Source organism: Mesorhizobium sp. M0052 (assembly GCF_040323255.1).
Classification (GTDB): domain Bacteria; phylum Pseudomonadota; class Alphaproteobacteria; order Rhizobiales; family Rhizobiaceae; genus Mesorhizobium.
On the sequence record NZ_JAMYUS010000004.1, the window covers coordinates 217,987 to 233,003 of the forward strand.

A 15,017-nucleotide genomic window follows, 5' to 3' on the forward strand; every position below is an offset into this window, starting at 1 on the left:
CCTATGACATCAGAGTTCAAACAAAATGATATCTGAGCAGATCGGCCTCGACCTTCTCCGCACCTATGTCGCGGTCTGCCTGCAAGGTAGCCTGAGCAGGGTCGCCGCGCAGACCGGCAAGACCCAATCGGCGATGAGCATGCAGATGCGCCGGCTGGAGGGCCTGCTCCAACGGCACTTGTTCCAGCGCACCGGCCGCGGTGTCGTACCGACTGCGGCGGGAGAGCTCTTTCTGGGATACGCGACCCGCATCCTCGCTCTCGGCGACGAAGCGGTGGCGCGTCTGCAGCAGGCTAGCATTGGCGGCGGCGTGCGTATTGGTCTTGCCGAAGAGGTCACCACGGCCGCGCTTTCGGCCGCGCTTGGGCGGCTGCATCGCACCTATCCCGACATCAGCCTCGACGCGATGGTCGAGCACAGCGTCGCGCTGGGACGGCTGTGGAGCGAGGATGCGCTGGATGTCATGATTGCCCCGACATCCGTCGTCGCGGCCGATGCCGTGACGACATGGAACGTCGAACTGCAGTGGGTCTGCGCCCAGGACTATGTGCTGGACCATGACCGGCCACTCGATCTCGCCGCCTTCGGCGCAACCTGCCCTTGGCGCAGGCGGATGATCGAGGCGCTGGTCGCCGCCGGCCGGGAGCACCGGATCGTCCTGTCGTGCCAGAGCGTCACCGGCCTTCAGGCCGCGATCGAGAACGGACTGGGCGTTGGACTGCTTCCGCCCGAATCCGTGCGCACTGCTTCGATGCGGGTGCTGAAGACGTCAGCCGGCCTGCCCGAGCCGCTCACGGTCCAATACGGCCTTTACGCGCACGACCGCAGGACAGCTGTAATCGATGCCGCGATCGAAATCCTGCTTAAGGATTTGCCGGCGGCGCCACGAGCACGGGCCGCCTGACGGCGGGACGCTCTACCGGCCGTAATAGAGGGTGACGGTGTGCTTGGCCTCGGCGAAGAACAGCCAGCGCTCGACCAGCATGCCGGCGAACTGGACGGTTGCCGCAAGCACCGACAGCACCGCTGCGAATGGCCAGGGCAAAGCGAATAAGACAGAAAGCAGCAGCAGGGCAGGCAAGGCGAAAGCCAGCAACTGCGTGATCAGCCGCAGCTTTGCACCGTGCTTGCGGGCGATGCGAAAGCCCATTTCCTTGAGCAGGTAGTTCTCCTCGGTGTGCGGCCATTCCAGCGAGCGCACCGTCCCTCCGGCGAGGCCTGTCGCCGTGTTGGCGGTGGTCGCGATCTCCAGCGCGTCATTGTATCGCCACGTCGCCAGCTTCCAGCCCCAGCCGAGCAAGGTCAGCAGCAGGGCGGCTACCGCAACGGCGGTCGCGCTGATGGCGAAAGCCTGCAGCAGCGCGTTCAACAGCACGCTGCCGGTCATCGCCGAAAAGATGAGATAGCCCGGCAGCGTATACGGGCTATGCCACTGCGCGATCGGCTTCAGCGAGGCATAGATCATGCCGGTGGTGCAGACGGTGACGATTGCGCCGATAGTTGCGAGAAACCCGGCGATGGCCATCCAGCCTCCGGTGCGGCCAAAAAACACCCAGCCGATGCCGAACAGCCCGGCGGGAATGAAGGTCGCGACCGAGGCCACGCCTTCGCGCGACAGCCAGGAACTGCGCCATTGCGAGAAGGCGCGCCATGCACGTTCGGGGCGGCCGAGATGGCCGGTCGAGGACAATAGGCCGGCGGCGATCAGGCCGAGCGACAGCCCCATGCCGATAAGGCCGAGCCAGAAATGGGCCGGGATAAAACCCAGTCCGCCAAGCACGCCAAGCAGCGCCAGCAGGCCATAGCCCGCTCCTGTGGCAGTTGTGAAGAAGACGACGGAAAAGGCTGGATGCATTGGTCAGTTCGAAAGCATGCGGTCGATCCAGCTGAGAAAACCGCCTTCGGCCGTGACTGGCTCGAGCCTTGGCGCCGGCACCCATGCGGCGCGCTGGGCGCGCGGCGGCAGATATTTGTTGGTCGGTTTGTAGCCCATCTCCGGCATCAGGTCGACGCCGCCACGCTCCGCCACCAGTTGCGAGACAGCCGACGAGGGATCGCCGAGATCGCCGAAATGCCGGGCGCTGGTCGGGCAGGCGGCAACGCAGGCCGGCACGCGGTCTTCCTCGGCCAGATTGTCATTGTAGATGCGATCGACGCAAAGCGTGCATTTCTTCATCACGCCGACATCGGTGTCGAATTCGCGCGCGCCATAGGGGCACGCCCAGCTGCACAGTTTGCAGCCGATGCATTTGCTTTCGTCGATCAGCACGATGCCGTCCGACGCCCGCTTGTAGGACGCGCCGGTCGGGCAGACAGTGACGCAGGCAGGCGTCTCGCAATGCAGGCAGGAGCGCGGAAAGTTGACCGTGCGCCCGCCCGCCTCGGTCGTGTGCTCGTAGCTGTGCACGCGGTTGAACCAGACGCCGTCGACATGGCCGCCATAGGGGTCGATGTCGGTCAGTGGCGCCATGTGGCCGCCGGTGTTCCACTCCTTGCAGGCGGTGACGCAGGCCTGGCAGCCGACGCAGGTGTCGAGGTCGATGACCAGGCCAAGCTTCTTGTCTGTATGGGCGGGAAGGCAGGTCATTCCACGGCTTCCCTATTGACGCGGAACTCGGCGCCGAAGCGAAGGATGTCGGGCGAAGGCTCGACATTTGGCGGCTGGCTGAAACGCTCGAATTGCGGTTCGGTGAAGCCGGCTTCCTCATCAGAGCATTTGACGATGCGTACCCTGAGGTCGAACCACGCCGCCTGGCCGGTCACCGGATCGGAATTCGAATAGCGTTTGCCTTTCGCGTCAGCCGATGTCTGGTCGCCGATAATGTGGTTGAGCAGGAAGCCGCGATTGCTCTCGGCGGCGTTGTCCTTAAGCCCCCAGCTGCCGCGCCTTTTGCCGATGGCGTTCCATGTCCAGACCGTATCCGCATTGACCCCGTCGACCAGCTTGATCTGCCCCTTCACCCGGCCATTGATGCTTTCGATCCACACCCAGTCGTCGTCGAAAAGGCCGAGGCCCGCCGCGGTCTTGCGGTGCACGAACAGGCGGTTCTGACTGGTGATTTGCCGCAGCCACGCGTTCTGCGAACCCCAGGAATGATACATGTGCATCGGCCGCTGCGTCAGCGCATGCAGCGGATATTTCTGCGGATCGACGGCGGCCTCTTCGAACGGGGTAAACCAGAACGGCAGCGGATCCATATAGGTCTCGATGCGCCGGCGTTCGCTCTCGGGCGGCTGGACGCGACCATGACCGCGCGCGGCGAGGCGAAAGCGCTGCATCGGTTCGCAATAGAGCTGGAACACGATCGGCTCGGCCTTGGGGATGAACCCCATCTGCTCTGCGAAGTCGAGATAGGAGCGGTTGGCCATCTTGTAATAGCGCTGGTCCTCAGCAAAATCCTGGTGCCAGAAGCCGCCATTGCCGATGTAGCGCTGCAACTGGTCGGGATTGACTTCGCCCTTGCCGACGGAAGTGCCGTCCTTGCCGCGCCAGCCGGCCAGCGGGCCGATGCCCGGCGTGCGTTCGTGATTGACGATGTAGTCGGCATAGTCGGCATATCTGGCCGAGCCATCGTCCTCGACGAAGCCGGGCAGGCCAAGCCGAGCGCCAAGTTCGATCAGCACCGATTGGAACGGCCTGACATCTCGGTCCGGTTCGACCACCGGATGGCGGATCGCGTCGCCCGGCCCGTCGGCATGGCTGATCGGCCGGTCGAGCAGACTGATGCAGTCGTGACGTTCGAGATAGGTGGTGTCGGGCAACACCAGGTCGGCGAACGGCACCGTCTCGGAATAATAGGCGTCGGAATAGATGATGAAGGGGATCTTGTAGTTACCCGCTTCGTCATGGTCGGTGAGCATGGCAATGGTCTCGACGGTGTTCATCGAGGAATTCCACGCCATGTTCGACATGTACATCATCAGCGTGTCGATTGGGTACGGGTCACCGGCCCACGCATTGCGGATGACCGTATGCATCAGCCCATGCGCGGCGAGCGGCGCATCCCAGGAATAAGCCTTGTCGATGCGCAAAGGCGTGCCGGCCTCGTCGACCAGGAGATCGTCCGGCCCGCAGACGAAGCCGAGCGGCATGCCGTCGAGCGGCGTCATCGGCCTGACCACCTTGCCGGCCGGCTTCGGTCCCGGCGGCGCCGAGCGCGGGTAGGGGGGCTTGAAACGGAAGCCGCCGGGCACGTCCACCGTGCCGAGCAGCACCTGCAGCAGGTGGATGGCACGGCAGGAGTGAAAGCCGTTGGAGTGGGCCGAGATGCCGCGCATGGCATGCATCGACACCGGCCGTCCCTTGATCGTCTCGTGCCGCCGTCCGGCCCAGTCGGTCCACGCAACCGGCAGTTCGATCGTCTGTTCGAAGGCGACGTGGGCGAGTTCGGCAGCGATCCGGCGGATGGTGTCGGCCGGAATGCCGCATCGTGCCGCGACCGCATCGGGTGCGTAGCTGTCGTCCATGTAGCGGTCGGCGATAAGCCGGAACACCGGCACGCAACGGCGGCCGGCGAATGCGAAGCTGCCGGTCAGCGCCGGTTTCGCATCCGCATCGGCTGCGTTGACGGTTGTCTTCGCCACTCTGTCCCAGGCGAGAAGATTGTTGTCGCTGTCGCGCAGGAACAGCCCGTCGTCCGCCGCACCCGGCTCCTGGACGACCAGCACATGGGCGTTGGTGTAGCGCAACAAATAATCGAGATCGACGCGGCCTGCCTTCAGCAGTTCATGGATTAGGGCGAAGACGAAGAGGCCGTCGGTGCCGGGCCGGATCCCGATCCAGTCGTCGGCAATGGCGTTGTAGCCGGTGCGACAGGGGTTGATCGACACCACCTTGGCGCCGCGCGCCTTGAGTTTACCCAAGCCGATCTTGATCGGGTTGGAATCATGGTCCTCGGCGACGCCGAACAGCATGAAGTATTTCGTATTGTCCCAGTCCGGCTCGCCGAACTCCCAGAACGAGCCGCCGATCGTGTAGAGCCCGCCGGCCGCCATGTTGACCGAGCAGAAGCCGCCATGGGCGGCGAAGTTCGGCGTGCCGAACTGGCTCGCCCACCAGCCGGTCAGCGACTGCGACTGGTCGCGCCCGGTGAAGAAGGCGAGCTTTTTCGGATCGGCCCGGCGGATATTCGATAGCCGCCCGGTCGCAATCGAAAACGCTTCCTCCCACTCGATCTCGCGGAATTCGCCCGAGCCGCGCAGGCCGCTGCGCAACAGCGGCTTCTTCAGCCGCGCCGGGCTGTAGTGCTGCATGATGCCGGAGCTGCCCTTGCCGCAGATTACGCCGCGGTTAACCGGATGGTCCTTGTTGCCGTTGATGTAGCGCACCTTGCCGTCCTTGATGTGGACGTCGATGCCGCACCGGCAGGCGCACATATAACAGGTGGTCTTGGCGATGCTGTCGGAGATAGCGGGCGAGGTGTCGACGCCGTCGCCTTCATCAGGCGCGCGCGTGTCGCCAAGCGGCCGTTGCGACGGTGCGGAATTGGCTCCGCGCGGCGCAGCTGGGTTCATGATGCCGGCGTGCTTTTGCTACCTGCGAATTTGGCCCGCGTCTTCGGTCCGGGGCCACGCATATAGTGTTCTTCAGGATGATATCGATCGCCGGCCAGCCGCCGCCTGAGGCCACGGGTCCAATGCGCAAACAGGGATCTGAACCGCCCGATCATTTTGTTGGCCGCGACTTGTTGGCGAATTTTTTCTAACTTCGACTGAAAAAGTAGAATAAAGCTATCGATCCGTCTAATCAGTTGTTCTTGTAAATTCGATCGGAATTGGTTCTTAATGCACACATGACGCTGGACCAGTTGCGCATTTTCGTTGCCGTTGCCGAACGCGGCCATATGACCAAGGCGGCGGAGCTTTTGGGCATCTCCCAGTCGGCGGCGTCGGCGGCCATCCGCGCTTTGGAAGAGCAGCATGGCGTTCATCTGTTCAACCGTGTCGGCCGCAACATCGAGCTGGCTCAGACCGGCCACCGTTTCCTGCCCGAGGCCAAGGCGGTGCTGGAACGCGCCGCCGCCGCCCGAAATGTGCTGGAGCATGTCTCGGAGACGGTCGCCGGCAGCCTGTCGATCGCCGCCAGCCTGACCATCGCCAGCTACTGGCTGCCGCGCAGGCTGGCCTCTTTCCATGAAGCCTACCCGGCGGTGCGCTTAAGCGTCAGCATCGGCAACACCAGGCAGGTCGAGGCCAATGTGCTCGACGGCACCGCCGATCTCGGTCTGGTCGAGGGGCGCACCGAGTCAGACATCCTCCGCCGCACCAAGGTCGACGTCGACAGGTTGATGCTGGTCGTCGCCGCCTCGCATCCCGAAATCGCCGAGATCGCGCCGGGCCGCCCGGATATCAGAGGGCTGCGCTGGATCATCCGTGAGGGTGGTTCGGGCACGCGCGAGGTGCTGGAGGACCTGGCCCGCCGCGAGGGGATATCGCTTGGCGACCTGCAGATATTTCTGGTGCTGCCGAGCAACGAGGCGGTTCGCCAGGCGGTCGAGGCCGGCGCCGGCGCCACCATCATCTCGGACCTCGTCGTCGGACGCGCCGTCGCCGAGGGCAGTCTCCGGTCGGTGCCGCTCGAACTGCCGAAGCGCGACTTCGCCATGATCACCCATCGTGACCGCCAGGCAAGCCTGGCCCAGATGGCGCTCAAGGCGCATCTCGGCGCTGAGGGCGGGAACCGCATCGTGAGCTCTAGCTAAACTTCCGCTGTGCATCCAGCGCCAGGCCAAGGCCGACCGAACCGAACATGTCGCCCTCGATAACGGCGGCTTGCGGCACCAGCGACAGGATTTCGCGCCGTGCCAGCGGGATGGCGGTCGAGCCGCCGGTGAGGAACACGGCGGTGATGTCGGACGCTTTCACGCCAGCATCGGCGATCGTCTGCCGCACCGTCGCGGACACCCGCTCGATGTCGGCGGCAATCGTCTCTTCCAGGCCGTCTCGCGTGATCTCGGCGGCAAAACGCGCGCCGGGCAGTGCCACCGTCACATCAGCCGAAGCCTGATCTGTCAGCGCGATCTTGGCTCGTTCGACGAGGCCGGCCAGCGCATGGCCGTAACGGTGCTCGACAATATGGATGAAGCGGTCGACAAGGTCGGCGCGGACGGCCTCGAAGCGGATTTGCCTCAGATGCGTCATCGCCTTGGCAGTGTAGACGAGGTTTATGCGCTGCCACGTCGCGAGATCGATGAAATAGCTCGCCGGCAGGTTGCGCTTGCCGTCTTTTGTCGGCGTCAGGTAGCCGAGCTTGGGCATGACATGGTCAATGCTGAGCAGCCGGTCGAAATCGGTGCCGCCAATATGGATGCCGCGGTTGGCCAGGATATCGTCCTTGCGGTCGCGTGAGCGGGCGCGTTGCGGCGAAACCCGCACGATCGAGAAGTCGGACGTGCCGCCGCCCATGTCGACGATCAACGCCAGTTCCTCGCGCTTCACGTCCTGCTCATAGTCGAGCGCTGCCGCGATCGGTTCGAACTGGAAGGCGATGTGCTTGAAGCCTTGCGCGCGCGCCGCCTTTTCAAGCTCGCTTTGCGCCTTGGCATCGGCTTCCACATCGTCGTCGACAAATTGCACCGGCCGGCCGAGCACAACGTTCTCCACCGGAGCGCCGGCATCTTCCTCAAGCCGCTTCTTCAAATGGCCGACGAACATGCCGACAATGTCGATGAAACCGATCTGCCGGGCCTTGATCCGCGTCTTCTCATGCGCCAGCGAACTGCCGAGCACGCTCTTCAGCGACCGCATCAGCCGGCCTTCGATGGCATCGGTGTAGTCGGCAATGGCGCGGCGGCCGAAATAGGTGTGACCGTCCTCGAAGTTGAAGAAAACCGCGCTTGGCAATGTCGGCTGTTCACCTTCCAGCGCCACCAGCCGTGCCTGGCCGTTGCGGATCACGCCCACCGTAGAATTGGACGTGCCGAAATCGATGCCGCCAAATGCCTGGTGCATTGCAGCCTCCTGTCATTGGGTCGTCGCTGTGGCAGGCGTCCGCAAGACGCGCGCCGTCCAGAGGCCTGACCGTTCTGCCGATGATTGTGCGTGTAACCCGAGGGTTGGGAGGCGGCGGTCTATCGCAAGACTGAGAAAAGGGGAACCCCTTTTCCCCGGAAATGGGTCCTGCGCGTCAATCCCTGCGGAAAATCAGCCTGCCCAGCCAGCCGGTGATCATGGCCAGCGACACGGAGAAGACGCCGTAGAGAAACGAGTAATCATGCGCGACGCGGAAGATCGACTGTTCGAAGCCCGATTTGCGGATTTCGAGCTGGGCCGAGCTTTCCTTGAGGAACAGACCGCTCTTGAACAGGAACGCGCGGGCTTTATGGGTTCCAACCGGGACGTTGGGCGCCAGCCGCACCGTGGCGCGAAACAGGTTCTGCGACAAGAACTGCACGCCGCCGACATTCTCGCTATAGAGGCCGGTCGCCGCCTTGCGCTCGCGCAGCGCCACGGTGAATTCCTCGATCGTCGCCGGACTGTCGGTTACCTCGGCCGGCTGCATGTAAAGGTTGGAGGCGCCGAGCGACAGCTGCTTGTAGCTGTTGGGTTCGGTGATGTCCTGCAGCGGCCGTGTCGTGGCGACGGAGTAGGAGACCGGCACGTTCTCGAAGGTCTCGGATTCCAGGTTGACCCAGACGCCGAGCACCCGGTCCTTGCGGCGCACCACAACCGGCCGCGGCGGCCCTTCGAGCACGACGATGACGTCATAGCGCCCCTGCCGCGCGACCAGCGGGTCGGGGTTTTCCAGCGAACCGAAAATGGTCAGGTCGGCGCCGGAAAAGCCGGCGGTGATCGACACCGCGTCGGTGGAGAGACCGATCTGGATGCCTTCCGGCAAGGGGTTCGGCGATTGCGCTGCCGCCGGCAGAGCGAGGGCGAAAAGCAAAACGGCGGCCGAAAAAATCCCCCACCGCAGCATCAGTTCAGGCCCGCGGCGGTCAGCGAATAGAGGTTTGGCGGCGTGACGAAGAGATCGATGGCAAGCCGGATCGCGACCGCCAGCACCAGCAGCGCCAGCAGTGCCCTGAGCTGTTCGCCGCGCAGCTTCTGTCCTGCCTTGGCGCCATATTGCGCGCCGGCAACGCCGCCCGCCATCAGCAGGAAGGCAAGCATGACGTCGACCGTCTGGTTGGTGGTGGCGTGGACAAGCGTGGTGTAGGCCGAGGTGAAAATGATCTGGAACAGCGAGGTGCCGATGACGACGTTGGTCGGCACCTTCAAGAGATAGATCAGCGCCGGCACCATGATGAAGCCGCCGCCGACACCCATGATCGACGACAGGAAGCCGATGCCGGCGCCGAGCCCCAGCACCGGAATGACGCTGACGAACAGCTTCGAGGCCCTGAAGCGCATCTTCAGCGGCAGCCGGTGGATCCAGTTGTGCTGGCCGGATTTCTTCAAGACCGGCGCCGCACCGCTGCGCGTCGCGCGTAGCGCATTGACGCTCTCGACCAGCATCAGCCCGCCGACGGTGCCAAGCAGCACGACGTAAAGCAGTGAGATAAACAAATCGAGCTGGCCGAGCCGACGCAGGAAGGCAAAGACGAAGATACCGCCGGTCGAGCCGACGATGCCGCCGGCCAGCAGCACCCCGCCGAGCTTGAAGTCGAGCGTGCCGCGCTTCATGTGCGACAGCGCGCCGGAGAAGGAGGAGGCGATAACCTGGTTGGCGCCGGTAGCAACGGCGATTGCCGGCGGGATGTTGTAGAAGATCAAGAGCGGCGTGATCAGAAAGCCGCCACCGACCCCGAACATGCCCGACAGGAAACCCACCGCCGCGCCCATTGCCAGCAGCACGAAGACGTTGACGGAAATTTCCGCGATCGGGAGATAGATGCCCACCCGTCAGTCTCGATCAGTTTGCCTGTCGGCGATTGCAGCCATTCCAGGGCATTGTCGCACCGAAAAGCCAATTCTTTCTTGCACCGCCGGGGCAGTGGGATCAAACCCCGCCGCCCTACCGAAACAAAAAACATCTCAAGCAGTTAACAGGCAAATGTATGGCAAGGGCGTCGCGTTAGCGACGCATCTGCCGTTATTTGTGCGCCAGCAGCGCCTTCACCAGCTTTTCGTCGATTTCGCCGGTCGCCTGCATCTTGTTGTCAGTCTGGAAAGCCATGATTGCGGTCTTGGTCTTGCCGCCCATCACGCCATCGGCGCCGCCGGCATCGTAGCCGTTCTTGTTGAGGATGAGCTGGATGTTCTTGACCGCCTTCTTCATGTCGACGCTGGCGGTGGTCTGCGGCGTGCCTTCCTGCCAGGATTCAGGAATATCGGCCGAGTTGGACGCCGGGTCGAGCGGCTTCGGCTTCCACAGTTCCGTGGCGGCGCGCGCCCGCTCCAGCTGTTCGGGGCGCAGCGCAGTGGCGACCTCGTCGCGCTTTGCAGCCGCATCCTTGTCGCCGGTCTTGGCGACGAGCGCGAACCATTTGTAGGATTCCTCCAGGCTCTGCTTCATGCCGACGCCCTTTGCCGCCAGGATGCCGAGATTGAACTGGCTGTCCTTGACGCCGACATCGGCCGCCGCCTGAAACCAGTGCGCGGCCGATTCATTGTCGGTCACGCCGTCGGCAGCCATGGCAAACAGAACGGCCAGGTTGTGCATGGCGCTGGCATTACCCTGCGCGGCGGCGAGCTGGTAGAAGGTCTTTGCCTTCTTGACGTCGCGCGTGACGCCGATGCCCTTCTCGTAGAAATTGCCGATGCGGTATTCCGCCGGCGCGAAGCCGAGCTCGGCCGACTTTTCGTACCATTTGGCCGCTGCCGCCATGTCTTCCTTGACGCCGCGTGATTCAGCATAGCGCGAACCGAGCTCGAACAGCGCCTTGGCGTCACCGCCGGCAGCCGCGTCGCGCAAGGCTTGCGGGCCTGCATCGGCCGGAACGTCTATCTTGGCCACGACAGGTGCTACCGCAGCATCAGCCGGCGGAACGGCGCCGGTAGTATCCGAGGCCGTCGTATCCGAGGGCGCCATGACGGCGGCCGCAGGCTGCGCGTCGGCAGCCGCCGGTTCCGCAGTGGCGGTGGTCGGCAGCATTGCATTTGGCGTGGGGGCCGGATCGGCCAAAGCCATCGGCGCTGGCGCGGGCTCCACCGCCGGCACTTCGGGCCCAGCGACCGAGGCCGCATTCATTGGCGCATCGTTGCCAGCTGCCGGTTCCGTGGGCTCCGCCTGCCTGACGATCCGGGCCGGCACGTCCTGCACGGCCACCTGCTGTTCTGCCTTGGGTTGGCTGGCAGCGTTGACCGAGGCAGTCTCGACCGGCTGCGAGGCGACGATCGGCGCTGTATCGTTGCTTGCGACCTCGACCGGGTCGGCGAAGAAGGCCTTGCCCAACTGGAGGCCGGCAAGCGCCAGCATGATCGCGACCGCTCCCATCAGAATCGGCTTGCGCCGCGCCTTGAGCAGGTCGCCGATACGAAGCGCCTTGACCGGGCCCTTCATGGTGGACTGGCGTTTCAGCGCGTCGGCCTCGGCGGCCGCGGCCTGCGCCGCGCGCCTGGCCGCGGCAATGAAGTCGGATTTCGACGCATCGCCGGAGTTTTGGCGCACCGGCGGGCCGCGCTCGTCGCGCACGCGCTTCATGATGGCGTTGAGGTCGGGCGCGCCGGAGCCCGGCTCCAACGGTCGGTTGGCGAGCTTCGGATCGAGCGGCTCGTCGAGATCGACGCTCGGCATGTCGACATTAGGCCCCGAGCCGGCAAGCGGCGGCATGTCAGCCGACTTCTTGCCCCTGAAGGCGCGCGCAAATCCACCGAACAGCGACTTCTTGGCCGTGGCTTCGCCTTTCTCGGCAATCCTGTCGGAACCGAGCGCTGCCTGGGCAGCGGCCGCGGCAGCCTCGGCTGGCGAGCGCCGCACGGGTTCGCTGCCCATGACCGGGTCGCTACGCGTACCCGGGTCGGCGCGCATATCCGGCTCGCTGCGCATGATGGCGGCGGCGCGGCCGTCGAGATCGGCCATGTCTCCGGTCAGCGGCAGCGGCTGGTCGATATCCATCGACGGCGCGTCCTGCACCGAAATCTTGGAGGCGCGTGCAGCGCGGGCCCGCCGCGCCGGCTCGGCCTGGGCATCCAGAAGCTCGCTCACCGCCTCGGCCGGTTCGCTGGTCTCCAGCGAGCCCAGACGATCGACGATCTTGAGCAGCGTGTCGTGGATCGCCTCGAATGTCCGTGAATTGCGCTCGTCCGAACGGCGCGTCAGCGCTTCCAGCGTCTTCAGATCCTGGGCAAGGCCGGTAACGGCCGCGGTGTTGGCGTTGGAATCTGCCAGCGAGCGCACGGCGCTCTCGGCTGCTTCGCGTGCCGCGCCCATGATGGATTCGCGGGTTCCGGCCAGCGACTTCTCGATTTCGTTGAGGCGCGGGCTGATGTCCTCGAATTCCGGCAGCGGCGTGCCGGGCTTCGACAGATGCGCCGATAGGCTGGAGACCTGCGCCTCAAGGCTGCGGATCAGTGCCGGATCGATGCCGGCGACCTGCGCGGCCGACGATTCCAGCCGGCTTGAAATGTCTTCGAGCCGGCTTTCCAGGCCGCGGATCGCCGCCTCGTTGGCAGGATCGGGAATGCGCGTCTCCATGCGTTGGGCGAGCGCGGTGAAGCGTGCGTCGATGGCGTCCATGATGCCGGCGCTGTCAGCCTGCGGCTGGCGCTGGTCCAGCCGGTCGGCAACCTCGTCCAGCCGCCGCTCGAGATCGCGAAAAAGCATGTTGCCCTGTTCGATGGCGTCGCCCTGCCGACGTTCCATCATGCCCGACAGCACGTCGAAGCGCTGTTCCAGACCCTGGAAGATATAGTCGGCGTCGGGCATGGCCGGGGCGCGATCGATCTTGTCGGCGATCATCGCGATCTGCTTGCCGAGGCGCTCCATCGCCTGTTCCGGCAGATTGGCGCGGCCGGCAAGCTCGTCGACCCTGTTCGACAGCGTGCTGAGACGGTCGAGAACCTCGCCGCTCGGACGAACCTGCACGACTTCCTCGATCTGCTGCGCCAGCGAGGCGATCCGCTTCTCGATGCGTTCAAAGGGTTCGGGGTCGAAGGAATTGGCCTGTGCGGCGACGGTCGAGGCGACGATGGCGCGCGAAATCTCGTCGAGCCGTTCGTCGATCAGGCCAAGCGTGTCGCCGCCGCGGTTGCTCTGCTGGCTGACGAAATGATCGACGGCGCCGGCAAGCGTGCGGACCTTTTCTTCCATCGAGCGCAGCGACAGCGATTCCGGCAGATTGTGGACCGCATTGCTGATCTGTTCGAGCCGGTCGGTCAGGGCCGAAAATCCGGGGCCGTCGGCGCGGTTGCGCTGGTCGGCGTCGACACGGTCCTCGAACGCGCTCCAGCGGCGGTCGAAATCGTCCCAGCGGCGGTCGACCTTCAGCACGCTTTCCTCGCGCGCCAATGTGTCGAGCGCCGTCTTTACCTGCTCGAGCTCGAGCCGCAGCATGTTGACGCTTCGGTCGTCGCTCTTCTCGGCCAGCGTCTGGATGGCGCCGGACAGCCGCTCGAATTCGACGCCGAGTTCGGCGCTGCCCTTGCCGGGCAAGCCGCCTGCCTGACCACCCGATTGGTTGCTCGCCTGGAAGGCCCGTTCGATGTCCTTGCGCAACGCGGCGAATTCGCGCTGCAGGCCGGCCGTCATCTGATGGCGCAGTTCCTCGCGCAGGCCGCGCAATTCGCCGGCGATCTTGCCGACCACGGCGACGCTGTCTTCCTGGCCGCGCACGCGGTCGATGTCGCGCGCGATCGCCTGATAGTTCTGGTCGAAGCCGGCCGGCCCGGCGCCTTTCGGCCGCGGCGTGGGCTGCGGGTCCTCGTACCAGCGCGGCGGGGCGTAGGGCTGGGCGCTTGCGTAGCGCGGCTCTGCCGGCGGCCGGCGCGGATCGAAGCGCTCGGCGGCGTCCTCGCGCTTGCGCTCCAGCCGCTGCTCCAGCGTTTCCAGCGAGCGGTTCAATTCATCAAGCGTGGTGTTCGGCCTGCGCGGCCTGCCGGCGTTGAGTGTATCGAGATAGGACCGCTTGCTGTTCATCGATGCGTCCGTTTTCAGAATGGCTGGCTTGCTGCCAGTTTCCCAAGTCCTTGTCGGGAACGAAGGCGGCCGCGCGGCACTGCTGCGGCGGAAGACGAGCTTCCCGGGCCAGGCCCGCTCTCCGAAAAACCGTGAAAAATTCGCTACAGGATAAACACGGGTGACCGACATCCGCACATTTCACCCATCGTGGTAAACAAGGTGTTAACCAAGCTTAAGAAGTTACGGCATTGCTGAAATACAGGCGGTGCCCGTTCGGACCCGGCGCCGGGGGTGCGGCATAAGGTTTCGCAATCCCAGAACGCCCTTGCGTCATGCGACGGCTATCGTTATAGAATTGACGTAAACGTAAGAGGGGCGCCGTTCGTGCCTTTTGCGATGAATTAGTTGAAACCACGACTGGAAGCATGCCCCCGCTTCCACTCAGGCGTTGCAAGGTCCGAGACCGCGATGCCACGACAGGGGAAAGCCAGTGACTATGAAACTTGTTTCGCCCGGCGAAGCCGCGGCCAACACCAACAATATGTCTGCCGAAGCCAGTGAGGAGCTCGTGCGCATCGGCGAGATGGCCAAGAAATACGGCGTGACGCTGCGCACGCTGCGTTTCTATGAAGACAAGGGCCTGCTCAATCCGAAACGCGATGGGGCAACGCGCCTCTACACGCGCCGCGACAAGGCGCGGCTGAAGCTGATCCTCCTCGGCCGCAAGGTCGGGTTCTCGCTGCGCGACGTCAAGCAGATGATGGATCTCTACGATCCCACGGGATCCAACACCAAGCAATTGCGGCTGGCTCTCGACAAGTCGGAGAAGCAGCTAGCCCGCCTGCAGAAGCAGCGCGCGCTGATCGACGACGCCATCAACGAGCTGAGCGGCTCGATGTCGGCCGTGCGCCAGATGCTGTCCGAGCGTTCGGCCCCGGCCAGCGCCGCCAGCTGATTTTGCTCCGCAGCTCCCGGCGAAAGCTTTGAACTTAAGAGCCGCGCGGCCGCCCGCGCGGCT

General features: G+C 64.5%; 10 protein-coding genes. 3 read left to right on the plus strand and 7 right to left on the minus strand.

The window, feature by feature from the left end:
- Positions 1–25 precede the first annotated feature (25 nt).
- Positions 26–904, plus strand: a complete 879-nt coding sequence (locus tag NKJ77_RS06895; RefSeq protein WP_023831960.1) for a LysR substrate-binding domain-containing protein — start codon at positions 26–28, stop codon at positions 902–904.
- A 12-nt stretch (positions 905–916) separates the two neighbouring features.
- On the opposite strand, the gene NKJ77_RS06900 is transcribed toward NKJ77_RS06895, so the two are convergent.
- The 3 genes from NKJ77_RS06900 to NKJ77_RS06910 are packed head-to-tail and all read right to left on the minus strand — an operon-like array spanning position 917 to position 5,514.
- On the minus strand, positions 917–1,855 hold the full coding sequence (locus NKJ77_RS06900; RefSeq protein ID WP_023755145.1) for a dimethyl sulfoxide reductase anchor subunit family protein: 939 nt from the start codon (positions 1,853–1,855) through the stop codon (positions 917–919).
- Positions 1,856–1,858: 3 nt separating this feature from the next.
- The gene (locus NKJ77_RS06905; protein ID WP_023831961.1) at positions 1,859–2,587 is read right to left on the minus strand and encodes a 4Fe-4S dicluster domain-containing protein; all 729 of its coding nucleotides are present in this window, start codon (positions 2,585–2,587) and stop codon (positions 1,859–1,861) included.
- The gene (locus NKJ77_RS06910) at positions 2,584–5,514 is read right to left on the minus strand and encodes a molybdopterin oxidoreductase family protein (protein WP_023755144.1); all 2,931 of its coding nucleotides are present in this window, start codon (positions 5,512–5,514) and stop codon (positions 2,584–2,586) included. Before NKJ77_RS06910 ends, NKJ77_RS06905 begins: the two co-directional genes overlap by 4 nt.
- Before the next feature lie 278 nt (positions 5,515–5,792).
- Between NKJ77_RS06910 and NKJ77_RS06915 the strand changes: the two genes are divergently transcribed.
- Positions 5,793–6,701: a LysR substrate-binding domain-containing protein gene (locus NKJ77_RS06915; protein ID WP_023831962.1), complete on the plus strand. Its 909-nt coding sequence runs from the start codon at positions 5,793–5,795 to the stop codon at positions 6,699–6,701.
- On the opposite strand, the gene NKJ77_RS06920 is transcribed toward NKJ77_RS06915, so the two are convergent.
- The 4 genes from NKJ77_RS06920 to NKJ77_RS06935 form a co-directional block, all read right to left on the minus strand.
- Positions 6,694–7,950 carry an Hsp70 family protein gene (locus NKJ77_RS06920; protein ID WP_023696706.1) on the minus strand — a complete coding sequence of 419 codons (1,257 nt, stop codon included), beginning with the start codon at positions 7,948–7,950 and terminating at the stop codon, positions 6,694–6,696. The genes NKJ77_RS06915 and NKJ77_RS06920 overlap by 8 nt on opposite strands.
- A 175-nt stretch (positions 7,951–8,125) precedes the next feature.
- The gene (locus tag NKJ77_RS06925) at positions 8,126–8,917 is read right to left on the minus strand and encodes a TIGR02186 family protein (RefSeq protein WP_023740748.1); all 792 of its coding nucleotides are present in this window, start codon (positions 8,915–8,917) and stop codon (positions 8,126–8,128) included.
- Positions 8,917–9,840: a sulfite exporter TauE/SafE family protein gene (locus NKJ77_RS06930; RefSeq protein WP_023669608.1), complete on the minus strand. Its 924-nt coding sequence runs from the start codon at positions 9,838–9,840 to the stop codon at positions 8,917–8,919. The genes NKJ77_RS06925 and NKJ77_RS06930 overlap by 1 nt, the downstream gene beginning before the upstream one ends.
- Before the next feature lie 193 nt (positions 9,841–10,033).
- A complete protein-coding gene (locus tag NKJ77_RS06935; RefSeq protein ID WP_352534646.1) occupies positions 10,034–14,017 on the minus strand; it encodes a peptidoglycan-binding protein in 3,984 nt (1,327 codons plus the stop codon).
- A gap of 478 nt (positions 14,018–14,495) precedes the next feature.
- On the opposite strand from NKJ77_RS06935, the gene NKJ77_RS06940 reads away from it, so the two are divergent.
- The gene (locus tag NKJ77_RS06940; protein WP_023669610.1) at positions 14,496–14,954 is read left to right on the plus strand and encodes a MerR family transcriptional regulator; all 459 of its coding nucleotides are present in this window, start codon (positions 14,496–14,498) and stop codon (positions 14,952–14,954) included.
- Positions 14,955–15,017 lie beyond the last annotated feature (63 nt).

Coding starts and splice junctions, on each gene's coding strand:
- NKJ77_RS06925 (WP_023740748.1), bottom strand. CDS start 8,917: ATGCTGCGGTGGGGGATTTTTTCGGCCGCCGTTTTGCTTTTCGCCCTC.
- NKJ77_RS06920 (WP_023696706.1), bottom strand. CDS start 7,950: ATGCACCAGGCATTTGGCGGCATCGATTTCGGCACGTCCAATTCTACG.
- NKJ77_RS06900 (WP_023755145.1), bottom strand. CDS start 1,855: ATGCATCCAGCCTTTTCCGTCGTCTTCTTCACAACTGCCACAGGAGCG.
- NKJ77_RS06895 (WP_023831960.1), top strand. CDS start 26: ATGATATCTGAGCAGATCGGCCTCGACCTTCTCCGCACCTATGTCGCG.
- NKJ77_RS06905 (WP_023831961.1), bottom strand. CDS start 2,587: ATGACCTGCCTTCCCGCCCATACAGACAAGAAGCTTGGCCTGGTCATC.
- NKJ77_RS06915 (WP_023831962.1), top strand. CDS start 5,793: ATGACGCTGGACCAGTTGCGCATTTTCGTTGCCGTTGCCGAACGCGGC.
- NKJ77_RS06910 (WP_023755144.1), bottom strand. CDS start 5,514: ATGAACCCAGCTGCGCCGCGCGGAGCCAATTCCGCACCGTCGCAACGG.
- NKJ77_RS06940 (WP_023669610.1), top strand. CDS start 14,496: ATGAAACTTGTTTCGCCCGGCGAAGCCGCGGCCAACACCAACAATATG.
- NKJ77_RS06935 (WP_352534646.1), bottom strand. CDS start 14,017: ATGAACAGCAAGCGGTCCTATCTCGATACACTCAACGCCGGCAGGCCG.